The sequence below is a fragment of the Pseudomonas sp. HR96 genome, from assembly GCF_034059295.1.
Taxonomy (GTDB): domain Bacteria; phylum Pseudomonadota; class Gammaproteobacteria; order Pseudomonadales; family Pseudomonadaceae; genus Aquipseudomonas.
In genome coordinates this window covers 4,864,387-4,887,705 of the sequence record NZ_CP139141.1, presented here as the reverse complement: position 1 = coordinate 4,887,705, position 23,319 = coordinate 4,864,387, and the positions used below count along the sequence as shown (strand labels likewise).

General features: G+C 64.1%; 25 protein-coding genes. 14 read left to right on the top strand and 11 right to left on the bottom strand.

Annotation, left to right across the window (positions count from 1 at the left end):
• Positions 1-8 precede the first annotated feature (8 nt).
• Genes SFA35_RS21905 through tldD form a run of 3 tightly spaced genes read left to right on the top strand, consistent with a single transcriptional unit; the run spans position 9 to position 6,230 of the window.
• Positions 9-3,866 (top strand): YhdP family protein, encoded by a 3,858-nt coding sequence (locus SFA35_RS21905; RefSeq protein WP_320572598.1) that lies wholly within the window; start codon positions 9-11, stop codon positions 3,864-3,866.
• A 22-nt stretch (positions 3,867-3,888) separates the two neighbouring features.
• Positions 3,889-4,785 carry a carbon-nitrogen hydrolase family protein gene (locus tag SFA35_RS21900; protein ID WP_320572596.1) on the top strand — a complete coding sequence of 299 codons (897 nt, stop codon included), beginning with the start codon at positions 3,889-3,891 and terminating at the stop codon, positions 4,783-4,785.
• Between the two features lie 2 nt (positions 4,786-4,787).
• Positions 4,788-6,230 (top strand): metalloprotease TldD, encoded by a 1,443-nt coding sequence (gene tldD / locus SFA35_RS21895; RefSeq protein WP_320572594.1) that lies wholly within the window; start codon positions 4,788-4,790, stop codon positions 6,228-6,230.
• A 35-nt stretch (positions 6,231-6,265) separates the two neighbouring features.
• Here tldD and yjgA read toward each other — a convergent pair whose 3' ends face one another.
• Positions 6,266-6,787 carry a ribosome biogenesis factor YjgA gene (yjgA, locus tag SFA35_RS21890; protein ID WP_320572592.1) on the bottom strand — a complete coding sequence of 174 codons (522 nt, stop codon included), beginning with the start codon at positions 6,785-6,787 and terminating at the stop codon, positions 6,266-6,268.
• Between the two features lie 110 nt (positions 6,788-6,897).
• On the opposite strand from yjgA, the gene pmbA reads away from it, so the two are divergent.
• Together pmbA and SFA35_RS21880 are read left to right on the top strand one after the other, a co-directional pair.
• Positions 6,898-8,244, top strand: a complete 1,347-nt coding sequence (pmbA, locus tag SFA35_RS21885) for a metalloprotease PmbA (protein ID WP_320572590.1) — start codon at positions 6,898-6,900, stop codon at positions 8,242-8,244.
• Between the two features lie 143 nt (positions 8,245-8,387).
• A complete protein-coding gene (locus SFA35_RS21880; RefSeq protein ID WP_320572586.1) occupies positions 8,388-8,999 on the top strand; it encodes a superoxide dismutase in 612 nt (203 codons plus the stop codon).
• 197 nt (positions 9,000-9,196) lie between these two features.
• Here the strand turns inward: SFA35_RS21880 and SFA35_RS21875 are convergent, their stop codons facing one another.
• The 10 genes from SFA35_RS21875 to SFA35_RS21830 all read right to left on the bottom strand — a co-directional run bounded on the left by SFA35_RS21875 (position 9,197) and on the right by SFA35_RS21830 (position 16,225).
• Positions 9,197-9,469: an HPr family phosphocarrier protein gene (locus tag SFA35_RS21875; protein WP_320572585.1), complete on the bottom strand. Its 273-nt coding sequence runs from the start codon at positions 9,467-9,469 to the stop codon at positions 9,197-9,199.
• A gap of 16 nt (positions 9,470-9,485) precedes the next feature.
• Positions 9,486-10,343: an RNase adapter RapZ gene (gene rapZ / locus SFA35_RS21870; RefSeq protein WP_320572584.1), complete on the bottom strand. Its 858-nt coding sequence runs from the start codon at positions 10,341-10,343 to the stop codon at positions 9,486-9,488.
• Between the two features lie 5 nt (positions 10,344-10,348).
• Positions 10,349-10,813, bottom strand: a complete 465-nt coding sequence (gene ptsN, locus SFA35_RS21865) for a PTS IIA-like nitrogen regulatory protein PtsN (RefSeq protein ID WP_320572583.1) — start codon at positions 10,811-10,813, stop codon at positions 10,349-10,351.
• Between the two features lie 12 nt (positions 10,814-10,825).
• Positions 10,826-11,134: a ribosome hibernation-promoting factor, HPF/YfiA family gene (gene hpf / locus SFA35_RS21860; protein WP_213879163.1), complete on the bottom strand. Its 309-nt coding sequence runs from the start codon at positions 11,132-11,134 to the stop codon at positions 10,826-10,828.
• Positions 11,135-11,218: 84 nt separating this feature from the next.
• Positions 11,219-12,715 (bottom strand): RNA polymerase factor sigma-54, encoded by a 1,497-nt coding sequence (locus SFA35_RS21855; RefSeq protein ID WP_320572582.1) that lies wholly within the window; start codon positions 12,713-12,715, stop codon positions 11,219-11,221.
• A 159-nt stretch (positions 12,716-12,874) separates the two neighbouring features.
• Positions 12,875-13,600, bottom strand: coding sequence for an LPS export ABC transporter ATP-binding protein (gene lptB, locus SFA35_RS21850; protein ID WP_320572581.1), 726 nt, complete (start codon positions 13,598-13,600; stop codon positions 12,875-12,877).
• Positions 13,600-14,142, bottom strand: a complete 543-nt coding sequence (gene lptA, locus SFA35_RS21845) for a lipopolysaccharide transport periplasmic protein LptA (RefSeq protein WP_320572580.1) — start codon at positions 14,140-14,142, stop codon at positions 13,600-13,602. Before lptA ends, lptB begins: the two co-directional genes overlap by 1 nt.
• Positions 14,129-14,701: an LPS export ABC transporter periplasmic protein LptC gene (gene lptC / locus SFA35_RS21840; protein WP_320572579.1), complete on the bottom strand. Its 573-nt coding sequence runs from the start codon at positions 14,699-14,701 to the stop codon at positions 14,129-14,131. Before lptC ends, lptA begins: the two co-directional genes overlap by 14 nt.
• A gap of 24 nt (positions 14,702-14,725) precedes the next feature.
• Entirely contained in the window at positions 14,726-15,250 is a 525-nt protein-coding gene (locus SFA35_RS21835) for an HAD family hydrolase (RefSeq protein WP_320572578.1), read from the bottom strand.
• Complete coding sequence (locus tag SFA35_RS21830; protein ID WP_320572577.1) at positions 15,251-16,225, bottom strand: KpsF/GutQ family sugar-phosphate isomerase; 975 nt, start codon at positions 16,223-16,225, stop codon at positions 15,251-15,253. It abuts the gene before it with no gap.
• 231 nt (positions 16,226-16,456) lie between these two features.
• Between SFA35_RS21830 and SFA35_RS21825 the strand changes: the two genes are divergently transcribed.
• The 9 genes from SFA35_RS21825 to hisD all read left to right on the top strand — a co-directional run bounded on the left by SFA35_RS21825 (position 16,457) and on the right by hisD (position 23,318).
• Positions 16,457-17,266 carry an ATP-binding cassette domain-containing protein gene (locus tag SFA35_RS21825; protein ID WP_320572576.1) on the top strand — a complete coding sequence of 270 codons (810 nt, stop codon included), beginning with the start codon at positions 16,457-16,459 and terminating at the stop codon, positions 17,264-17,266.
• Positions 17,266-18,063: a lipid asymmetry maintenance ABC transporter permease subunit MlaE gene (gene mlaE, locus SFA35_RS21820; RefSeq protein ID WP_320572575.1), complete on the top strand. Its 798-nt coding sequence runs from the start codon at positions 17,266-17,268 to the stop codon at positions 18,061-18,063. The genes SFA35_RS21825 and mlaE overlap by 1 nt, the downstream gene beginning before the upstream one ends.
• Positions 18,063-18,530 (top strand): outer membrane lipid asymmetry maintenance protein MlaD, encoded by a 468-nt coding sequence (gene mlaD / locus SFA35_RS21815; protein ID WP_320572574.1) that lies wholly within the window; start codon positions 18,063-18,065, stop codon positions 18,528-18,530. Before mlaE ends, mlaD begins: the two co-directional genes overlap by 1 nt.
• A gap of 10 nt (positions 18,531-18,540) precedes the next feature.
• Positions 18,541-19,200: an ABC transporter substrate-binding protein gene (locus SFA35_RS21810; protein WP_320572573.1), complete on the top strand. Its 660-nt coding sequence runs from the start codon at positions 18,541-18,543 to the stop codon at positions 19,198-19,200.
• Positions 19,197-19,514: an STAS domain-containing protein gene (locus SFA35_RS21805; RefSeq protein ID WP_320572572.1), complete on the top strand. Its 318-nt coding sequence runs from the start codon at positions 19,197-19,199 to the stop codon at positions 19,512-19,514. Before SFA35_RS21810 ends, SFA35_RS21805 begins: the two co-directional genes overlap by 4 nt.
• Positions 19,515-19,624: 110 nt before the next feature.
• Complete coding sequence (locus SFA35_RS21800) at positions 19,625-19,864, top strand: BolA family protein (RefSeq protein WP_213879151.1); 240 nt, start codon at positions 19,625-19,627, stop codon at positions 19,862-19,864.
• Between the two features lie 22 nt (positions 19,865-19,886).
• Positions 19,887-21,152: a UDP-N-acetylglucosamine 1-carboxyvinyltransferase gene (gene murA, locus SFA35_RS21795; protein ID WP_320572571.1), complete on the top strand. Its 1,266-nt coding sequence runs from the start codon at positions 19,887-19,889 to the stop codon at positions 21,150-21,152.
• A gap of 79 nt (positions 21,153-21,231) precedes the next feature.
• Positions 21,232-21,867 (top strand): ATP phosphoribosyltransferase, encoded by a 636-nt coding sequence (gene hisG, locus SFA35_RS21790; protein WP_320579180.1) that lies wholly within the window; start codon positions 21,232-21,234, stop codon positions 21,865-21,867.
• A 125-nt stretch (positions 21,868-21,992) separates the two neighbouring features.
• The gene (gene hisD / locus SFA35_RS21785) at positions 21,993-23,318 is read left to right on the top strand and encodes a histidinol dehydrogenase (protein WP_320572570.1); all 1,326 of its coding nucleotides are present in this window, start codon (positions 21,993-21,995) and stop codon (positions 23,316-23,318) included.
• Position 23,319 lies beyond the last annotated feature (1 nt).

The window sequence follows — 23,319 nt, the reverse complement described above, 5'->3', positions numbered from 1 at the left end:
ATCACACCTTGCAACGCAGCCTGTCGTTCGTCGCGCGCTGGGGCCTGGGCCTCTGCGCGCTGCTGCTGATTCTCTTGGCCCTGTACGTCAGCCTCGGCCGTGAGCTGACCCCACTGGTCGCCGAGTACCGCGCCGACATCGAGCAGCGGGCCGAGCAGGCGCTGGGCGTGCCCCTGCGCATCGGCAGCCTGGAGGGCCGCTGGAGCGGCCTGGCGCCGATCCTGCTGGCCCATGACGTGATGGTGGGCCAGGGTCGCAGCGCCGTGCGCCTGGATCAGGTACGGGTGGCGCCGGCCATCTGGTCGAGCCTGCTGGCGCGCCAGGTGCGCCTGGCCCATGTCGAGCTCAGCGGCCTGCAGTTGAGCCTGGCCGAAGATGCCCAGGGTCAATGGCAGCTCAAGGGCCTGCCCAGCAAAGACGACAGCCCTTTCGACGCCGAGCAGACCCTGCGCCAGCTTCAGCAGGTCGAGCACCTTTCCGTGCTCGGCAGCCAGTTGACCCTGGAACCGCAGAATCACGCCCCGTTCACCCTGACCTACGTCGACATCAGCCTGCGCAACAGCTTTGGCCGCCAGCGCCTGGACCTGCGCCTGACCCTGCCGGACGGTCAGCCAGTGGCCCTGAACGCGCGCGCGCGGCTCCAGCCGCAACACTGGCGTGACGCCCCGGCCAGCCTGTACCTGAGCCTGCCGCAGAGTGACTGGGCGCAGTGGCTGCCGCCCAGCCTCAGTGGCCAGTGGCACCTGGGCAAGGCCAAGGCCGGTGGCGAGGCCTGGCTGGAGTGGGGGCAGGGCGGCGTGCAGAGCGCCGTGCTGCGCTTCAACGCACCACAGCTGACGGCCAGCTACGCCGAGCGCCCGCCGGTGACCGTGAGCGACACCGCCATCAATGCCTGGCTGCAGCGCGGCGCCAACGGTTTGCGCCTGGACCTTGATTCGCTGGCGTTCACCTACGCCGCCAAGCGGTGGCAAAGCCGCGTGGGCATCGACGCTCAGGGCGCCAGCGGCGGCCAGCCGGCCAGCTGGAGCATCCAGGCCGACCGGGTCGACCTGACACCGCTGACCCCGCTGCTCGAGGCCTTGGCGCCGCTGCCACCGGCGCTGGCCACCACCCTTGATCACCTCAAGGTGCAGGGCGGCCTGCGCAACCTGCAGTTGGCGATTCGCCCCGAGGCCGAAGGTGACCAGCGCGCCAGCTTCGCCGCCAATCTCGACAAGGTCGCCTTTTCCGCCTATCACGGCGCGCCGGCGGCGGCCAACGTCAGCGGCGCCATCAGTGGCGACCTGGGCCATGGCGAGCTGCGCCTGGCTACCCACGACTTCATGCTGCACCTGGACCCGATCTTCAAAAACCCCTGGTATTACCGCGAAGCCAATGCCCAGCTGACCTGGACCCTGAACAAGGACGCCTTCACCCTGGTTGCGCCATACATCAAGGTGTCCGGTGACGAGGGCAAGGTGGCTGCCGACTTTCTCATTCGCCTGCCATTCGACGATACCCGCGAGCCCTACATGGATTTGCGTGTCGGCATGACCGAGGGCGACGGCCGCTTCACCGGCAAATACCTGCCGGCCGTGCTCAGCCCGGCGCTGGACGAATGGCTGCGCACGGCCATCGTCGCCGGCAAGGTCGATGAAGGCTACTTCCAGTACCAGGGCTCGCTGGCCCACGCCGCGCCGGACCACAGCCGCGACATCAGCCTGTTCTTCAAGGTGCGCGATGCGCAGCTGGATTTCCAGCCTGGCTGGCCCGGACTGACCCAGGTGGATGGCCGCGTGTACGTCGAAGACAGCGGCGTGCGCGTGCTTGCCGACAAGGGCCAGATGCTTGGCACACAGGTGAGTGACGTGACCGTCGAAGTGCCCCGAGTGGCCGACGGCGAGCACAGTCACCTGTTGGTGGACGGCGCCTTCGCCGGCACGCTGGGCGACGGTTTGAAGATTCTTCAGGAGGCGCCGATCGGCACCGGCCCTATCTTTGCCGGCTGGCAAGGCGAGGGCGCCCTCAACGGCCGGCTCAAGCTGGACATCCCGTTGGTCAAGGGCTCGCAGCCCAAGGTAGTGGTGGACTTCAATACCGACGATGCCCACCTGAAGCTGAACAACCCAGCCCTGGATCTGACCCAGCTCAAGGCGGCCATGCGCTTTGACTACGACAAGGGCCTGAGCAGCCCGGCGGTGTCCGCTCAGGCGTTCGGCCAGGCTGTCAGCGCGCAGATCTTCGCCGAGGGCAAGCCGGGCGCGCCGCTGACCCGGGTGGTTGCCAGGAGCAGGATGGGGCTTGCAGCCCTGACCGACTGGCTGCAGTTCAAGCAACCTCCGCCAGTGTCCGGTGACATTCCGTATCAGTTGCAGTTGTGGCTGGGCGACGACAGCCGCCTGGTCATCAATTCCGATCTCAATGGCCTGAAGATCGACCTGCCGGCCCCCTATGGCAAGGCCGCGGGCGATACCCGCAGCAGCACCTTCAAAATGAACCTGCAGGGGCCGGACCGGCGCATCGATGTGACTTATGCCGACCTTGCCAAGGTGGCCTGGAGCGCGCCGGCCAGCAATCTGGCGGATGGCCGTGGCGACTTGCTGCTCGGTGCCGGCGATGCACAACTGCCTGACAGCAAGGGCCTGCGTATCCGTGGCGCGCTCGACCAGCTGGACCTCGACCCCTGGAAGCAGGTGGCCGAGCAATACGCCGGCGCTGCCAATTCCGCTCCCGCTGCGGGCAGTTCCGCTCCCGCTGCGGGAACCGCCGCCGCGGACCCAAGGCAGTTGCTCTCGGGCGTCGACCTCAAGGTCACTCACTTGAAAGGCTTCGGCCTGGATCTGGATCAGGTTCGCCTGCAATTGCAGCGTCAGGCGGCGGCCTGGAACCTGGGCATCGACAGCCAGCAGCTGAGCGGTGCGGTCGGCCTGCCGGATGACAAGGCCGCGCCGATCACTGTCAACCTGCAGACCCTGCGCTTGCCTGCGGCCGATCCGAAAGCGGCAACGGTCGAGAATCCCCCGGACACCCCCGACCCGCTGGCCTCGGTCGATCCCAGCAAGCTGCCGGCGGTGGACGTCAATATCGCCAAGGTGAGCCAAGGCGATGACCCTGTGGGCGCCTGGTCGCTGAAGTTGCGCCCCACCGCCAAGGGCCTGGCCTTCAACGATGTCGACATGGGCCTCAAGGGCTTGCAGCTCAAGGGCGCAGGGACCTGGGAGGGCGCGCCGGGCAATACGGTCAGCTGGTTCAAGGGGCGCATGGAAGGCAAGAATCTGGCCGATGTGCTCAAGGCGTGGAACTTCGCTCCGACCGTCACCAGCCAGAGTTTCCGCCTCGACGGCGATGGCCGCTGGCCTGGCTCGCCGGCCTGGATAGCCCTCAAGCGCTTCTCGGGCAGTCTCGACGCGCGCCTGGAGCATGGCCAGTTCGTCGAAGTCGAAGGCGGCGCCCAGGCCTTGCGGGTGTTCGGTCTGCTCAACTTCAACTCCATCGGTCGGCGCCTGCGCCTGGACTTCTCCGACCTGCTGGGCAAAGGCTTGAGCTACGATCAAGTCAAGGGCCTGCTGGTGGCCAGCAATGGCGTGTACGTCACCCGTGAGCCGATCACCATGACCGGGCCCTCAAGCAACTTCGAACTCAACGGCACCCTGGACATGGCCGCTGATCGGGTCGACGCCAAGCTGCTGGTGACCTTGCCGGTCAGCACCAATCTGCCGATCGCAGCCCTGCTGGTCGGTGCGCCGGCGATCGGCGGAGCGTTGTTCCTGGTGGACAAGCTGCTCGGCGACCGGGTCGCGCGCCTGGCCAGTGTGCAGTACCGTGTAGAAGGGCCGTGGAAGGAGCCGAAGATCACCTTCGACAAACCATTCGACAAGAAGCGCTGAGTGCGCGCCGCCGGAGCCGCCGATGTCCGCTGATAGCCAGAGTTTCGCCGTCATTCAAATGGTCAGCCAGAGCGATGTGCTGGCCAACCTCGGCCAGGCCGAGCAGTTGCTCCGCCAGGCGGCCGAGGGCGGCGCACGCCTGGCAGTGCTGCCGGAAAACTTCGCCGCCATGGGGCGGCGCGATGCTGGCGCCATAGGCCTGGCCGAGGCGCAGGGCGAAGGTCCGATCCTGCCATGGTTGAAACGCACCGCTGCCGCCCTCAAGTTATGGATAGTGGCCGGCACTGTCGCCTTGCCCCCGGAAGGTCGGCCCGGCGACAAGGTTCGCGCCTGTTCGCTGCTGATCGACGATCAAGGTCGCCAGGCCGCGCGCTACGACAAGCTGCACCTGTTCGACGTCGACGTGGCCGATGCACGCGGGCGCTACCGTGAGTCGGACGACTATGCTCATGGGCAGGCAGTGGTGGTGGCCGACACCCCGGTCGGACGGCTGGGCCTGAGCGTATGCTACGACCTGCGCTTCCCGGAGTTGTACACGGCCTTGCGCGAGGCCGGGGCCGAGCTGATCACCGCGCCGTCGGCCTTCACCGCGGTTACCGGCGCGGCGCACTGGGAGGTGCTGATCCGCGCGAGGGCCATCGAAACCCAGTGCTACCTGCTGGCGGCGGCCCAAGGTGGGATCCATCCGGGGCCGCGGGAAACCTGGGGGCATGCGGCGATCGTCGATCCCTGGGGGCGCATCGTCGCTCACCAGGAGCGTGGCGAAGCGGTGCTGCAGGCCGCCCGCGACAGCAATGAACAGGCGTCCATACGGGCGCGCATGCCGGTGGCCAATCACCGGCGCTTTGCGCCAGGCAAGCTTGCCGGCGACGAGAATTTTTCACAGGCCGCCTGGCGACCTGCACAGATCCTGGAGTGAACATGAGCGAGTTGTTATCCACAGTCAGTGAACACCTGTTGGCCCCCGGCGGTTTGACGCTCGACAGCCTGCAGTCGGTGCTGGGCGACCTCGCCGGGCCCGGCATCGACGCCGCGGATCTGTATTTCCAGGGGCAGATTTCCGAGTCGTGGGCGCTCGAGGACGGCATCGTCAAGGAAGGCAGCTTCAACCTCGACCAAGGCGTGGGCGTGCGGGCCCAGTCTGGCGAGAAGACCGGCTTCGCCTACAGCAACACCATCAGCGAGGACGCCTTGCTGCAGGCCGCCCGCGCCGCCCGCTCGATCTCCCGGGCCGGCCAGAACGGCCGCGTGCAGGCGTTCCACAGCAGCGACATCGTGCAGTTGTACGGCCCGGACAACCCTCTGGAGGTGCTGACCCGCGCCGAAAAGGTCGACCTGCTCAAGCGCGTCGACGCCGCCACGCGCCTGCTCGACCCGCGCATCCAGCAGGTCACGGTGAGCATGGCCGGGGTCTGGGAGCGCATCCTGGTGGCCGCCGCCGACGGCAGTCTGGCCGCTGACGTGCGCCCATTGGTGCGCTTCAATGTCAGCGTCATCGTCGAGCAGAACGGGCGCCGCGAGCGCGGCGGGCACGGCGGCGGCGGGCGTACTGACTATCGCTACTTCCTGGCCGACGACCGCGCCATGGGTTACGCCCGCGAAGCGTTGCGTCAGGCGCTGGTCAACCTCGAGGCGATCCCGGCGCCGGCCGGCACCTTGCCGGTGGTGCTTGGCTCCGGCTGGTCCGGGGTACTCCTGCACGAGGCCGTTGGTCATGGCCTGGAAGGCGATTTCAACCGCAAGGGCAGTTCGGCCTACAGCGGTCGTATCGGTGAAAGGGTGGCCTCGAGCCTGTGCACCATCGTCGACGATGGCACCTTGAGCGGCCGTCGCGGCTCGCTCAGCGTCGATGACGAGGGCACCCGGACCGAATGCACCACGCTGATCGAGAACGGCGTGCTCAAGGGCTACATGCAGGACAAGCTCAACGCCCGCCTGATGGGCGTCGCCTGCACGGGCAACGGTCGCCGCGAATCCTACGCACACCTGCCGATGCCGCGCATGACCAATACCTACATGCTCGGCGGCCAGAGTGACCCGGCTGAAATCATTGCCTCGGTGAAGAAGGGCATCTACTGCGCCAACCTCGGCGGTGGCCAGGTCGACATCACCAGCGGCAAATTCGTGTTCTCCACCAGCGAGGCCTACCTGATCGAGGACGGCAAGATCACCGTGCCGGTCAAGGGCGCGACGCTGATCGGCAATGGTCCTGAAGCGATGAGCAAGGTGTCGATGGTCGGCAACGACCTGGCCCTGGACAGCGGCGTGGGCACTTGCGGCAAGGACGGCCAGTCGGTGCCGGTGGGCGTCGGCCAGCCGACCCTGAAGATCGATGCGATCACGGTGGGCGGCACGGGCGCATGATCTGCGCCCGCAGCACTGGCCAGCCTTGGCGGGGTCTAGCGCAGACCGCGCTGGGTCTCGTCCAGCTCGCGGATGTACTTGAAGATCTTGCGGGTGCTGGCCGGCGGCTTGTTGTGCGCGGTCTCGTGCTGGGCCTGGCGGATCAGCGAACGCAACTGCTGACGGTCGGCATCCGGGTACTCGCTCACGAAGGCTTCCAGCACCGCGTCGGTACCGGTCACCAGGCGATCGCGCCAGCGCTCGAGGTTGTGGAACCGCTCGTTGTATTGCCGCGTCGAGGCGTCCAGCTGGTCGAGCAGCACCAGAATGGCGTCGGTGTCCTGATCGCGCATCAGCTTGCCGATGAACTGGATGTGCCGTTTGCGCGCGATGTTGGCCGTGTGCTTGGGCGCGTCGGCCAGGGCCTTGCGCAGCGCATCGGTCAGCGGCAGCTTGTTGAGCGTGTCCGGCTTGAGGGTGGTAAGGCGCTCGCCCAGGTCCACCAGCGCATGCAGCTCGCGCTTGACCTGAGTTTTGCTTTTTCCCTCGCCGAGGGAGTCGTCGTAAGAATCAACCATGGGGGCAGTCCGAAAATAATCGCCGCCATGATAACCAGTCGGGGGCCGCTTGTCCGGCCCGGTCGTAGATCGACCCCCTGCCGAAATCAGAATTTGAAGTGGAGAACAGCATGAACGCAGCTCAGAGCGTCGGCCCACAGGCGTTGCCCGCCCTGCAGGAGCAAGTTGAACAGATCCTCGCCGAGGCCCGTCGCCAAGGCGCCACCGCTTGTGAGGTGGCTGTTTCGCTGGAGCAGGGGCTGTCCACTTCGGTCCGCCAGCGCGAGGTGGAAACGGTCGAATTCAACCGTGACCAGGGGTTTGGCATCACCTTGTACGTCGGCCAGCGCAAAGGCTCGGCCAGCACCTCGGCCAGCGGCGCCGAGGCCATCCGCGAAACCGTCGCAGCAGCCCTGGCCATTGCCGAGCATACCTCCGAGGATGACTGCTCGGGCCTGGCTGACCCGGCCCTGATGGCCCGCGAGCTGCCCGACTTCGATCTCTACCATGCCTGGGACATCAGCCCCGAGCAGGCCATCGAGAAGGCCCTGCAATGCGAAGCGGCAGCGTTCGAGGCGGATGCGCGAATCAAGAACGCCGACGGCACCACCCTGAACACCCACCAGGGCTGCCGGGTGTATGGCAACAGCCACGGCTTCGTCGGCGGCTATGCCTCCACGCGCCACAGCCTCAGCTGCGTGATGATCGCCGAGGGCTCGGGGCAGATGCAGCGCGACTACTGGTATGACGTCAATCGCCAAGGCGAACTGCTGGCCGATCCGGTGAGCATCGGCAAGCGTGCCGCCGAGCGCGCCGCCAGCCGCCTGGGCGCCCGGCCCGTACCGACCTGCGAAGTGCCGGTGCTGTTCTCCGCCGAACTGGCGGGCGGATTGTTCGGCAGCTTCCTGGGGGCCGTCTCCGGGGGCAATCTGTACCGCAAGTCGTCGTTTCTCGAGGGCTCCATGGGCCAGACCCTGTTCCCGCAGTGGCTGACCCTCGACGAGCGCCCGCACCTCAAGCATGCCATGGGCAGTTCGGCCTTCGACGGCGACGGCCTGGCCACCTATGCCAAGCCCTTCGTCAAGGATGGCGTGCTGGTGTCATATATCCTCAGCACCTACTCCGGGCGCAAGATGGGCCTGCCCAGCACCGCCAACGCGGGTGGCGTACACAACCTGTTCGTCACCCACGGCGACCAGGACCAGGCGGCGCTGATAAAGCAGATGGGCCGTGGCCTGCTGGTCACCGAGCTGATGGGGCAGGGGCTGAATATGGTCACCGGTGATTATTCCAGGGGGGCTGCCGGCTTCTGGGTCGAGAACGGCGAAATTCAGTTCCCGGTGCAAGAGGTAACCATCGCCGGCAATATGCGGGACATGTTCAAGCAGATCGTCGCAGTGGGCAACGACCTGGAACTGCGCAGCAACATCCGCACGGGCTCGGTGCTGATCGAGCGGATGACAGTGGCGGGCAGCTGAGGCCGATCATCGATACCGCGTCCGGGCGGCCGCTGGCCGCTCGATCTGACCTCGTCCAGGCACACGCCCCAAGATCTCCTGTTGCTATGATTCTCATTAACAATTAATAATGAGTTTCGTTTGCTAGCTTTCAGGAGATCGTGATGCCTTACACTTTGCCCGCCTTGACCTATGCCTACGATGCGCTCGAGCCCCATATCGACGCCAAGACCATGGAAATCCACCATACAAAGCACCACCAGACCTACATCAACAATCTCAACGCGGCCGTGGACGGCACCGAGTACGCCGAGTGGCCGATCGAAAAACTGGTCGCCGGCGTCAAGCAGTTGCCCGAGCAGTACCAGGCCGCAGTGATCAACCAGGGCGGCGGCCACGCCAACCATTCATTGTTCTGGGAAGTGATGTCGCCGCAGGGCGGTGGTGCGCCGCAGGGCGCCGTGGCCCAGGCTATCGACGCCGAGCTGGGTGGCCTTGAGGCCTTCAAGGAAGCGTTCACCAAGGCCGCCCTTAGCCGTTTCGGCAGCGGCTGGGCCTGGCTCAGCGTGACCAGAGAGAAAAAGCTGGTGGTCGAGAGCAGTGGCAACCAGGACAGCCCGCTGATGAACGGCAACACGCCGATCCTCGGCCTCGACGTGTGGGAACACGCCTATTACCTGAAATACCAGAACCGCCGCCCGGAATACATCAGCGCCTTCTACAACGTGGTCAATTGGGCTGAGGTTGAGCGGCGCTATCAAGCTGCGCTGGCTTGATCGAGGCGTTCATGGCTGTACGAGACGCGCCCCGACGCCTGCGCAAGGTGGTCGGCACGCTGGTGCTGATCGCCGGGCTGGTGTTGCTGATGGTGCGGTTTGCCGAGCACGCTGCCTAGCTCGGCTACCCAACGCTGTCGCTGGCGCCCCCTCTCGCACGCCCGATGTGGGGGCAAGCCCAAGAGTCGGTGGCGAAATTACTCCCCCTCGTCGAACCGATTGTTGATCAGCTCGACGATCGCATCCAGTGCTTCCTGCTCCTGCTCGCCTTCGGTCCTCAGGTGCACCTCGGTCCCCTTGCCTGCCGCCAGCATCATGACGGCCATGATGCTCTTGCCGTCCACCAGGGTTTCCGGCGTACGGCCGATGCGCACCTGGCAAGGAAAGCGCCCAGCGACGCCGACGAATTTGGCCGCAGCGCGCGCATGCAGGCCCAGCTTGTTGATGATGGTTATTTGCAAAGCGGGCATTGCGCAGGTGATCCTTTCAACTGAGGTCGCGGTGGCGAACCTGAACGTTCTTGAGTGACTGTTGCAGCAGTATCCCCAGGCGCTCGGTCAGGTACACGGAGCGATGGTGGCCGCCGGTGCAGCCGATGGCGATGGTGACGTAGGCGCGGTTGCTGGCGGCGAAGCGCGGCAGCCATTTGAGCAGGTAGGCCGAGATGTCCTGGAACATCTCCTCGACGTCCGGCTGGGCTGCGAGGTAATCGGCCACCGGCTGGTCGAGGCCCGACTGCTCGCGCAATTCGGGCTTCCAGTAGGGGTTGGGCAGGCAGCGCACGTCGAACACCAGGTCGGCGTCCACCGGCATGCCACGCTTGAAGCCAAAGGATTCCACGAGAAAGGCGGTGCCAGGCTCGGGCTTGTTCAGCAGGCGGATCTTGATCGAGTCGCGCAGCTGGTAAAGATTGAGATTGGTGGTGTCGATCTTCAGGTCGGCAAGGTCGACGATCGGCCCCAGCAGCACGGTTTCGACGCGAATGGCTTCAGCCAGCGAGCGGTTGGCGCTGCTCAGTGGATGACGCCGGCGCGTCTCCGAGAAGCGCTTGAGCAGGGTGTCTTCGTCGGCGTCCAGGTACAGCACGTCGCACTGGATGTGCCGGCTGCGCACTTCCTCGAGCAGCTGCGGAAAGCGCGACAGGTGGCTGGGCAGGTTGCGGGCGTCGATGGACACCGCCACCAGCGGTTGCGCCAGTTCGGTGTGGATCAGAGCGCGCTCGGCCAGTTCCGGCAGCAGGCCGGCGGGCAGGTTGTCGATGCAATAGAAGCCGCTGTCTTCCAGTACATCCAGCGCGGTGCTTTTGCCGGAGCCGGAGCGTCCACTGACAATGATCAAGCGCATGGTGGTCAATGCCCTTTCTGCACGTCCAGAACTACTTGATAGAGGGCTTCGTTGCTGGCAGCGGCACGCAGGCTGTCACGGACATCCTTGCGGTCCAGCATACTGGCGATCTGCCGGAGCAATTCCAGGTGCGCGTCGGTCGCTGCCTCTGGTACCAGCAGCACGAACAGCAGGTCGACGGGCGCACCGTCGATGGCGTCGAAGTCTACGGGGGAAGCCAGGTGCAGCAAGGCGCTGATCGGCGAGGCGCAACCGTTCAGGCGACAATGGGGAATGGCTATGCCGTTGCCGAAACCGGTAGAGCCGAGTTTCTCACGGGCAACCAAGGCGTCGAACACGGTTTGCTGATCCAGCTGTGGCACTTCGCGTGCGATCAGCTGAGCAATCTGTTCGAGTACTTGTGTTTTGCTGCCACCCGGCACGTTCACCAGGGAACGGCCGGGGGTCAGGATATCTTCGAGTCGGATCATGGGTTGGGAGTATCAGCGAGCGGCGGCACCTTGCAGGTGGCTCTGCTGCTTTTCCTTATGCTTGAGCAATTGTCGGTCGAGCTTGTCAGTGAGGAGGTCGATGGCGGCGTACATGTCATCATGCTCGGCGTTGGCGACAACTTCACCACCAGGTACACGCAGGGTGGCTTCGATCTTCTGTTTGAGCTTTTCGACCTCCATGATGACCTGCACGTTGGTTATCTTGTCGAAATGGCGCTCGAGTCGGGCGAGTTTTTCCCCGACATAGTCACGCATGGCGTCGGTCACATCCAGCTGGTGCCCACTGATGTTGACTTGCATACCGCTTCTCCTTATTGCCAGTGCATAAAGAGGCAGGTGGAACCTGCCACTGGAACGCTGGTGGTGGCATCAGGAAAGCGCCATTCACATCAGTCGCTTGCGCTCGCTGGAGGGTGCAATCCCGAGGGACTCACGGTACTTGGCGACGGTGCGACGGGCTACCTGGATGCCTTGTGCCTCCAGTAAACCAGCGATCTTGCTGTCACTCAACGGCTTTTTCTGATTTTCGGCGGCAACCAATTTCTTGATGATCGCGCGAATGGCCGTGGACGAGCACTCACCGCCCTCCGAGGTGCTGACGTGGCTGGAAAAAAAGTATTTCAGTTCGTAAATGCCGCGGGGGGTGTGCATGTATTTCTGCGTGGTCACCCGGGAAATTGTCGATTCGTGCATGCCCACGGCCTCGGCGATGTCGTGCAGTACCAGTGGCTTCATGGCCTCGTCGCCGTAGTCGAGGAAGCCGCGCTGGTGCTCGACGATCTGCGTGGCGACCTTCATCAGCGTCTCGTTGCGGCTCTGCAGGCTCTTGATGAACCAGCGCGCCTCCTGCAACTGGTTGCGCATGAAGGTGTTGTCGGCGCTGGTGTCGGCACGGCGCACGAAGCCGGCATACTGCGGGTTGACGCGCAGGCGTGGCACCGATTCCTGGTTGAGTTCGACCAGCCAGCGCTCGTTGTCCTTGCGCACGATGACGTCGGGTATGACGTACTCCGGCTCGCTGGACTCGATCTGCGAGCCAGGGCGCGGGTTGAGGCTCTGCACCAGCTCGATGACCTGGCGCAGCTCGTCTTCCTTGAGCTTCATGCGGCGCATCAGCTGGCTGTAGTCACGGCTGCCGAGCAGATCGATGAATTCGCGCACCAGGCGCTGGGCTTCGGCCAGCCAGCGCGTCTTGGGCGGCATCTGGCGCAGTTGCAGGACCAGGCACTCGCTGAGGTCGCGCGCGCCGATACCGGCGGGTTCGAACTGCTGCACGCGGCGCAGCACGGCCTCGACCTCGTCGAGCTCGATGTCCAGCTCGGCGTCGAACGAGTCGCAGATTTCTTGCAGCGTCTCGTCCAGGTAACCCTGGTTGTTGATGCAGTCGATGATGGTGACGGCGATCAGGCGGTCGGTGTCGGACATCGGCGCGAGGTTCAGCTGCCAGAGCAGATGGCTCTGCAGGCTCTCGCCCGCCGAGGTGCGGGTGGTGAAGTCCCACTCGTCGTCGTCATTGCTGGGCAGGCTGCTGGCGCTGGTCTGGTAGATGTCTTCCCAGGCCGTGTCGACCGGCAGCTCGTTGGGGATGCGCTCGTTCCACTCGCCGTCCTCAAGGTTGTCGACGGTCGGCGCGGAGGTTTCCTGGAAGCTGGGCTCCTGGACCTCTGGGGTGGCGTTGTGCTCGATCTTGTCGGCCAGTGGATCGCTGTTGTCGAAGTCGTCGCCTTCTTCCTGGCGCTCCAGCATAGGATTGGATTCCAGCGCTTCCTGGATCTCCTGTTGAAGATCCAGGGTCGAGAGCTGGAGTAGTCGGATGGCCTGTTGCAACTGCGGTGTCATCGTCAGTTGCTGGCCCATTCTCAGGACGAGCGATGGTTTCATGGCAGGGGCTTAACACCTTGTTCGCCGGCGCGATGCGCCATCCACTACACGGCGCCGAAGCGTCGCACTTATGTCGTAAGCAAATTATATGCCTGAAACCCGAGCATTTGCCTAGAGCTGCGCCACAATAAATACGCCTTGTGGCGCGCGAATCATCCTTTACAGGCGGAACTCGTGGCCGAGGTACACCTCTTTCACCAGGTCGTTGGCAAGAATGGCCGCCGAATCGCCCTCGGCGATCAGTCGACCATCGTTGACGATGTACGCGGTCTCGCAGATATCCAGGGTCTCACGGACGTTGTGGTCGGTGATCAGCACGCCAATGCCCTTGGCCTTGAGGTGATGGATGATCTGCTTGATGTCGCCGACCGATATCGGGTCGACACCGGCAAAGGGTTCGTCGAGCAGGATGAACTTGGGCGAGGTCGCCAGTGCTCGGGCAATTTCCACCCGGCGCCGTTCGCCACCGGACAGGCTCATGCCGAGGTTGTCGCGGATGTGGGTGATGTGGAATTCCTGCAGCAGGCCTTCGAGCTCCTTGCGCCGGCCCGCAGCGTCCAGCTCCTTGCGCGTCTCGAGGATGGCCATGATGTTGTCGGCCACCGAGAGCTTGCGAAAGATCGAGGCTTCCTGGGGCAGGTAGCCGATGCCGGATTTGGCCCGGCCGTGCATGGGCTGGAAGCTGACGTCGAGGTCGTCGATCAGCACGCGGCCCTGATCGGCCTGCACCAGGCCGACGATCATGTAGAAACAGGTGGTCTTGCCGGCGCCGTTGGGCCCGAGCAGGCCGACGATCTGCCCGCTCTCGATCGACAGGCTGACGTCGCGCACCACCTGGCGGCCCTTGTAGGCCTTGGCCAGGTGCTGAGCCTTGAGAGTTGCCATTACTGAGCCTTCTGTGCGTCGGTTTTGCTTTTCGGCTGGAGCACCATGTCGACCCGCGGACGCGGCTCGGTGACCTTGGCGCCATTGGCGCGGCCGGCGTTGACCACCTGCTTGACGGTGTCGTAGACGATTTTCTCGCCGACCGAGGTGTTGCCGTCGTTCACCACCTTGGCCTTGTCGATCAGGATGATGCGGTTCTGCGCGGCGAAGTACTGGATGGTCACGCCCCAGGCCTGCACGATCGGTTTGTCGATCGCCGGCTTCTGCTCGTAGTAAGCCAGGTTGCCGACCGAGGTGAATACGTCGATATCGCCCTGGGGGGTACGGGTGACGGTCACGGTGTTGCCGGTGATCTTCATGGTGCCCTGGGTGATGATGACATTGCCCTTGTAGGTGGCAATGCCCTGCTTGTCATCGATCTGCGCGTCGTCGGACTGGATGTGGATAGGCTGATCGCGATCCGTCGGCAATGCCCAGGCGCTCACGCTTCCCAGTGCTGCGCCCAGGCTGAGCAAAAAGGGGAGGGTTTTAACGAGCCTCATACAGTCCTCTTACGTTGGACAGCAAGTTGATCTTGCTGTCGTTCAAATAGGCTTTCATGCCTTTGCCGGTGGAGACGCCACCGGCGCCGTCGATTCTAACGTCTTGCTCGGTCTGCGCATATTGCTTCTGCGGGAATACGGTCATGCGTGAAGAGGTTATGACCGTGGCGCGCGATTTCTGGTCGGTACGGGCGATGCGCACCGAGTCGATCAGCTCGACCTGGGTGCCGTCGGGGTTGACCTCGCCGCGCTCGCTGGTGACGTGCCAGGGGTAGACCGTGCCGCGGTACAGGTTCATGTCGGGGTTGGTCAGCAGCGAGACCTGGCTGGCCTGCAGGTGCTCGACCTTGTCGGCGGTCATGTCGTACTGGATGCCACCATCGGGCAGGAACTGCTTGGCATGGGCGTTGATGGCGTAGTAGTCGACGGCCTTGGGGTCGATGACTGCCACCGGGCGCGCCTGGAAGCGCTCGGGGCTGATGTTCCAATAGCCCACGGCGGCGAACAGTGCGGCGAGCACTGCCAACAGCACGAGGTTGCGTAGTTTCTTGGTCGGCATCGGATAACTCGGTTCGGGTAACGCTTAGAGGTAAGCAGCCAGGGCGGCGTCGAGATTGCCCTGGGCGCGTAGAATCAGTTCGCAGAATTCCCGTGCGGCACCTTCGCCGCCACGGGCCTGGGTGACGCCGGCGGCGTGCTCCTTGACGAATGCGGTGGCATTGGCCACGGCCATGCCGAGCGCCACCCGGCGGATCGGCGCGAGGTCGGGCAGATCATCGCCCAGATAGGCTACTTCGGCATAGCTCAGGCCCAGCTGCGCGAGCAGTTCGTCGAGCACCGCCAGCTTGTCCTCGCGCCCCTGGTACAAGTGAGCGATGCCCAGGCTCTTCGCGCGCCGTTGCACCATTGGCGACGAGCGCCCGGTGATGATCGCCGTGGCCACCCCGGCGTTGATCAGCATCTTGATACCTTGGCCGTCGAGGGTGCTGAAGGTCTTGATCTCGCTGCCGTCCTCGAGGAAATACAGGCGCCCGTCGGTGAGTACGCCGTCCACATCGAAAACGGCCAGTTTGACCTGCCGGCCGCGCTGCAACAATTCGTCGTGCATTTACATCACTCCTGCGCGCAGCAAGTCGCCGAGATTGAAGGCGCCGATCGGGCGGTCGTCGCCGTCCACCACCACCAGCGCGCCGATCTTGTGGTCTTCCATGATTTTCAGCGCCTCGGCGGCGAGCATGTCCGGGCGAGCGGTCTTGCCGTGCACGGTCATCACCTCGTCGATGGTGGCGCTGCGGATATCCAGCTCGCGGTCCAGGGTGCGGCGCAGGTCACCGTCGGTGAAGATCCCGGCCAGGCGCCCGTCGGGCTCGACGATGGCGGTCATGCCCAGGCCCTTGCGGGTCATCTCCATCAACGCCTCGCGCAGCGGCGTGCCGCGGTCTACCCGAGGCAGGGCGGCGCCGCTGTGCATGACATTCTCGACCTTGAGCAGCAGGCGGCGGCCGAGGGCGCCGCCGGGGTGCGAAAAGGCGAAGTCCTCGGCGGTGAAGCCGCGCGCTTCGAGCAGGGCGATGGCCAGGGCGTCGCCGAGGACCAGGGCGGCAGTGGTCGAGGACGTCGGCGCCAGGTTGAGCGGGCAGGCCTCCTGGGCCACGCGCGCATCGAGGTTGACCTCGGCGGCCTGGGCCAGGGGCGAATCGGGGTTGCCGGTCAGGCTGATCATCTGGATGCCCATGCGCTTCATGAGAGGCAGCAGGGTGACGATCTCGGCGGTGGAGCCGGAGTTCGACAGGGCCAGGATGATGTCGTTGCCGGTGATCATGCCCATGTCGCCGTGGCTGGCCTCGGCCGGATGAACGAAGAACGACGGCGTGCCGGTGCTGGCCAGGGTCGCGGCCACCTTCTTGCCGATGTGGCCGGATTTGCCCATGCCCAGCACCACGACGCGACCACTGCTGGCCAGGATCATCTCGCAGGCGCGCACGAAGTCGGCATTGATATGCGCGAGCAGGCCTTCGACCGCCTCGACTTCGAAGCGGATGGTGCGTTGTGCGGATTGGATCAACTCGCTGGACTGGCTCATGGACGAAATCGGGTTGCCTGACGAAAAGGCGGCGATTATAGCGGTAAAGCGACAAAGGCTCACGCTCGATTCATCAAAGGTTACTGTCCGGTTACTTAACAAGGGTGCTAACGGCTTGGGGCGGTTGTGTCTGCGGTGATATAGTGCGCCGCTTGTCCGGCCCGCTCGGTAGGCGAACCCTTTCACGAGGGGCGCTGTCGGAGTGATGGGGCCGCATTGCAAGGAGTTCCAATGAGTGCCGAGAACGACTACGCGGTCGAGCTGAAGGGTGTTTCCTTCCAGCGAGGTGCGCGGAGCATCTTCAAGAACGTCGACATCCGCATTCCCCGGGGCAAGGTCACCGGCATCATGGGGCCGTCAGGGAGTGGCAAGACCACCCTGCTGCGGCTGATGGGTGCGCAGTTGCGTCCGACCCAGGGTGAAGTCTGGGTCAACGGCCAGAACCTGCCGAAGCTGTCGCGCAGCGACCTGTTCGACGCGCGCAAGCACATGGGCGTGCTGTTCCAGAGCGGCGCGCTGTTCACCGACCTGGATGTGTTCGAGAACGTTGCCTTCCCATTGCGGGTGCATACCGACCTGCCCGAGGAAATGATTCGCGACATCGTGCTGATGAAGCTGCAGGCCGTAGGCCTGCGTGGCGCCATCGAGCTGATGCCCGACGAGCTGTCCGGCGGCATGAAGCGCCGGGTCGCCCTGGCTCGCGCCATCGCCATGGACCCGCAGATCCTCATGTACGACGAGCCCTTCGTGGGCCAGGACCCGATCGCCATGGGCGTGCTGGTGCGGCTGATCCGCCTGCTCAACGACGCCCTGGGCATCACCAGCATCGTGGTGTCCCATGACCTCTCGGAAACCGCCAGCATCGCCGACTATCTCTATGTGGTCGGCGATGGCCAGGTGCTGGGGCAGGGCACGCCCGAGGAGCTGATGAGCTCCGACAACCCGCGCATCCGGCAATTCATGAAGGGTGACCCGGACGGTCCGGTACCTTTCCATTTCTCTGCGCCCGATTACCGCGCCGATCTGTTGGGGACGCGTTGATGCGCCGAAAATCCATAATTGAACGCATTCGCCTGTTTGGTCGCGCGGCGATCGACGCCGTGGGCGTGCTGGGGCGTTCCGGGCTGTTTCTGATGCACGCGCTGGTGGGCCGTGGCTCGGTCGCCGGCAGCTTCTCGCTGCTGGTCAGGCAGCTCTATTCGGTTGGCGTGATGTCACTGCTGATCGTCGTCGTTTCCGGCATGTTCATCGGCATGGTGCTGGCGCTGCAGGGATTCAGCATTCTCGCCAAGTACGGCTCGGAGCAGGCCGTGGGGCAGATGGTCGCCCTGACCCTGCTGCGCGAGCTGGGCCCGGTGGTGACGGCGCTGCTGTTCGCTGGTCGCGCCGGTTCCGCACTGACCGCCGAAATCGGCAACATGAAATCCACCGAGCAGCTCTCCAGCCTTGAGATGATCGGCGTCGACCCACTCAAGTACATTGTTTCGCCGCGCCTGTGGGCGGGCTTCATTTCGCTGCCACTGCTGGCGATGATCTTCAGCGTGGTGGGTATCTGGGGCGGTTCCTGGGTGGCGATCGACTGGCTCGGTGTGTATCAGGGCTCGTTCTGGTCCAACATGCAGAACAGCGTCAATTTCAGTGACGACGTCCTGAACGGCGTGATCAAGAGCCTGGTGTTCGCCTTCGTGGTCACCTGGATCGCCGTGTTTCAGGGCTACGACTGTGAACCCACGTCGGAGGGCATCAGCCGTGCGACGACCAAGACCGTGGTGTACGCCTCGCTGGCAGTGCTCGGCCTGGACTTTATTCTGACCGCCTTGATGTTTGGAGATTTCTAATGCAAAACCGCACCCTGGAAGTTGGTGTCGGCCTGTTTCTACTGGCCGGGATCCTGGCTTTGCTGCTTTTGGCCCTGCGTGTCAGTGGACTGTCCGCCAGCGCCAACACCGACACTTATAAACTTTACGCCTACTTCGACAATATTGCCGGTTTGACGGTCAGAGCCAAAGTGACCATGGCCGGTGTGAGCATCGGCAAGGTCACGGCCATCGATCTGGATCGCGACAACTTCACCGGTCGAGTGACGATGCAACTGGACAAGAAGGTCAACAACCTGCCCATCGACTCCACTGCGTCGATTCTCACTGCCGGCCTGTTGGGCGAGAAATACATCGGCCTCAGCGTGGGCGGCGACGACAAGCTGCTCACCGATGGCGGGACCATCCACGACACACAATCGTCGTTGGTGCTCGAAGACCTGATCGGTAAATTCATGCTCAATTCCGTCAATAAAGACGCCAAATGAGGGACGCTTCATGATGACGATTCTGCGCCGCAGTTTGCTGGTCCTGCTGGCCGCCGTACCTTTGTGGGCCAACGCGGCGCCTGGTACCTCGGCCCATGATGTGGTCGAAGGCACGACCAAGCAGCTGCTTGCCGACCTGGCCACCAACAAGGAAAAGTACAAGGCCAATCCGGGTGCTTTCTACGAGTCGCTTAACAGCATCGTCGGCCCGGTAGTGGACGCCGAAGGTATATCCAAAAGCGTCATGACCGTGAAGTATTCGCGCAATGCCACCCCTGAGCAGATCAACAGGTTCCAGGAGAACTTCAAGCGCGGCCTGTTCCAGTTCTACGGCAACGCCCTGCTGGAGTACAACAACCAGGGCATCACCGTAGCTCCGGCCAAGGACGAGAGTGGCGATCGCACCAGCGTCGACATGACCGTCAAGGGCAATGGCGGTGCGGTTTACCCGGTCTCCTACACGCTGGAGAAAATCGCCGGTGAGTGGAAAGTGCGCAACGTGATCATCAACGGCATCAACCTGGGCAAGCTGTTCCGTGACCAGTTCGCCGATGCCATGAAAGCCAACAATGGCAATCTCGAGGCCACCATCAACGGCTGGGCCGGTGAAGTGGCCAAAGCCAAGGCCAAGGCCGACACCGACCCCGCTGCGGCCAAGGGCGACCAATGACCGACAGCCCTGTAAACGCTGCGCTCAGCGAGACCGCTCCAGGGCAGTTGATGCTTGGCGGCGTGCTCGACTACCGCACCGGCGCCGCCCTGCGCAAGCAGGGCCAGGCGCTGATCAGTGGCAGCCAGGTCGAGGCCGTAGTGGTCGACTGCTCGGCCGTGGAGAAGTCCAGCAGCGTAGGGGTTTCCCTGCTGCTGGCTTTCACTCGCGACGCGATTGCCGCGGGCAAGACCCTGCAGGTCCGCGCCATGCCCCACGACATGCAGCAGATCGCGCAGGTCTGCGGCCTGACTGGCATGTTCGCCGAAGTCTGAAGCGACAACGATGCCCCTGCGTCGGATCCTTGCACGCTGGATTCGCCGTCGAGGGGCTTTTTTTGTATGATGGCCGACCCGCGCGCACTGGGCGCCGATCGAGGTTGAGCATGCAGGCCCTAGAAGTTAAAAGCTTCCTTGAAGAGAAACTGCCAGGAACCCTGGTGGAAGTTGAAGGCGAAGGCTGTAATTTTCAGCTGAACGTGATCGATGACGCCTTGGTGGCACTGAGCCCAGTCAAGCGTCAGCAGCAGATCTATGCTCACCTGAACCCGTGGATTGCCGATGGCAGCATCCATGCGGTCACCATGAAATTCTTCAGCAGCGCAGCCTGGGCTGAGCGTTCCTGAGCCAATTGGCGTCGAGATCCCTATGGACAAACTGATTATTACCGGCGGCGTTCGTCTTGATGGCGAAATCCGCATCTCCGGGGCGAAGAACTCCGCCCTGCCGATTCTGGCGGCTACCTTGCTGGCTGATGGTCCCGTGACCGTCGCCAACCTGCCGCACCTGCACGACATCACCACCATGATCGAGCTGTTCGGGCGCATGGGCATCGAGCCTGTGATCGACGAGAAGCTGGCGGTGGAAATCGACCCGCGCACCATCAAGACCCTGGTGGCGCCTTACGAGCTGGTCAAGACCATGCGCGCCTCGATTCTCGTGCTCGGCCCGATGGTCGCGCGCTTCGGCGAGGCTGAAGTGGCCCTGCCCGGCGGTTGCGCCATCGGTTCGCGCCCGGTCGACCTGCACATCCGCGGCCTCGAGGCCATGGGTGCGAAAATCGACGTCGAGGCTGGCTACATCAAGGCCAAGGCGCCGGAAGGCGGCCTGCGTGGCGCGCACTTCTTCTTCGATACCGTCAGCGTCACCGGCACCGAGAACATCATGATGGCGGCGGCGCTGGCCAACGGTCGCAGCGTGCTGCAGAACGCCGCGCGCGAGCCTGAAGTGGTCGACCTGGCCAACTTCCTCATCGCCATGGGCGCGAAAATCCACGGCGCAGGCACCGACACCATCACCATCGACGGCGTCAAGCGCCTGGGTTCGGCGCACTACAAGGTGATGCCCGACCGTATCGAGACCGGCACCTACCTGGTCGCTGCCGCGGTCACCGGTGGCCGCGTCAAGCTCAAGGACACCGATCCGACCATTCTCGAAGCCGTGCTCGACAAGCTGCGCGAAGCCGGTGCCGAGATCACCTCGGGTGAAGACTGGATCGAGCTGAACATGCACGGCAAGCGGCCCAAGGCCGTCAACCTGCGCACCGCGCCGTACCCGGCGTTCCCGACCGACATGCAAGCGCAGTTCGTCTCGCTCAACGCGATTGCCGAAGGCACTGGCGCAGTCATCGAGACGGTCTTCGAAAATCGCTTCATGCACGTCTACGAAATGGTTCGCATGGGTGCGCAGATCCTCGTCGAGGGCAACACGGCTGTGGTCACTGGCGCGACCCACCTCAAGGGTGCGCCGGTCATGGCGACCGACCTTCGTGCGTCGGCCAGTCTGGTGATCGCGGCCCTGGTGGCCGAAGGTGATACCCTGATCGACCGCATCTACCACATCGACCGTGGTTACGAGTGCATCGAAGAAAAACTCCAGCAGTTGGGCGCGAAGATCCGTCGCGTACCAGGCTAGGTGCTCCTGGGCTGGACGCTTCCAGCCAGGACGACAGAGCGCAGCAATGCGCTCTTTTTTTGAAGGGCTGACGTTTCCCATGCTGACCATTGCGTTGTCCAAGGGCCGAATTCTCGATGACACCCTGCCATTGCTGGCGGAGGCGGGCATCGTGCCCACCGAGAACCCCGACAAGAGCCGCAAGCTGATCATTCCCACGACCCAGGCCGATGTGCGTCTGCTGATCGTCCGTGCCACCGATGTGCCTACCTATGTCGAACACGGCGCGGCCGACCTCGGCGTGGCCGGCAAGGACGTGCTCATGGAGTACAGCGGCCAGGGCCTGTACGAGCCGCTGGACCTGCAGATTGCCCAGTGCAAGCTGATGACCGCCGGCGCCGTGGGCGCAGCCGAGCCCAAGGGCCGTCTGCGCGTGGCGACCAAGTTCGTCAATGTGGCCAAGCGTTACTACGCCGAACAGGGCCGTCAGGTCGACATCATCAAGCTGTACGGTTCCATGGAACTGGCACCCCTGGTGGGCCTGGCCGACAAGATCATCGACGTGGTCGACACCGGCAACACGCTGCGCGCCAATGGCCTCGAGCCCCAGGAGCTGATCGCCATGATCAGCTCGCGGCTGGTGGTCAACAAGGCTTCGATGAAGATGCAGCACGCCCGCATCCAGTCGCTGATCGATACCCTGCGCCAGGCGGTCGAATCGCGACACCGCGGCTGAGTTCGTGCGCGGCACTCGCCGCGCGATGCCTCTATCCGCCTCATAGCCAGATTCTCAGGTGCCCGCGCGGATAGCGTAGTAATTTAGGGCGCCTGAGTCTTTGTCATCCATTTGAGGCCCCCGCTATGACCGCTCCCACTGCAATCGCCCGACTCGACGCCACCGATGCCGATTTCGCCAGGCATCTGGATCATCTGCTGAGCTGGGAAAGCGTGTCCGACGACTCGGTCAATCAGCGGGTGCTGGACATCATCAAGGCGGTACGCGAGCGCGGCGATGCCGCCGTGGTGGAATTCACTCAGCGTTTCGACGGCCTCGAAGTGGCGTCCATGGCGGACCTGATCCTGCCGCGCGCGCGGCTCGAGCTGGCCCTCACGCGCATCACCGCCGAGCAGCGCCAAGCCCTGGAAACCGCCGCCGCGCGCGTGCGCAGCTACCACGAGAAACAGAAGCAGGACTCCTGGAGCTACACCGAGGCCGATGGCACGGTGCTTGGCCAGAAGGTCACACCGCTGGACCGTGCCGGCCTGTACGTGCCGGGCGGCAAGGCGTCCTACCCTTCCTCGGTGTTGATGAACGCGATCCCGGCCAAGGTCGCCGGGGTCACCGAGGTGGTCATGGTGGTGCCGACCCCGCGCGGCGAAATCAACGAGCTGGTGCTGGCCGCTGCCTGCATCGCCGGTGTCGACCGAGTCTTCACCATCGGCGGGGCGCAGGCCGTGGCCGCACTGGCCTACGGCACCGAGAGCGTACCCCAGGTGGACAAGGTGGTAGGGCCGGGCAATATCTATGTAGCCACGGCCAAGCGCCACGTGTTCGGCCAGGTCGGCATCGACATGATCGCCGGGCCTTCGGAAATCCTCGTGGTCTGCGACGGCGGCACCGATCCGGACTGGATCGCCATGGACCTGTTCTCCCAGGCCGAACACGACGAAGACGCCCAGGCCATCCTGGTCAGCCCCGACGCCGAGTTTCTCGACAAGGTCGCGGCGAGCATCGACAAACTTTTGCCGACCATGGACCGCGCCGCCATCATCAACACCTCGATCAACGGCCGCGGCGCCCTGATCAAGGTGCGTGACATGGAACAGGCCATCGAAGTGGCCAACCGCATCGCTCCCGAGCACCTCGAACTGTCGGTGGCCGACCCCCAGGCCTGGCTGCCGCACATCCGTCACGCCGGCGCGATCTTCATGGGCCGCCACACCAGCGAGGCGCTGGGCGATTACTGCGCCGGGCCCAACCACGTGCTGCCCACTTCCGGCACCGCGCGGTTCTCTTCGCCGCTGGGGGTGTACGACTTCCAGAAGCGCTCCTCGATCATCTTCTGCTCGCCAGAGGGCGCCTCCGAACTGGGCAAGACCGCCTCGGTGCTGGCCCGTGGCGAGTCCCTCAGCGCTCACGCGCGCAGCGCCGAATACCGCATCCTCGACGACAGCAAGGAGGTCTGAA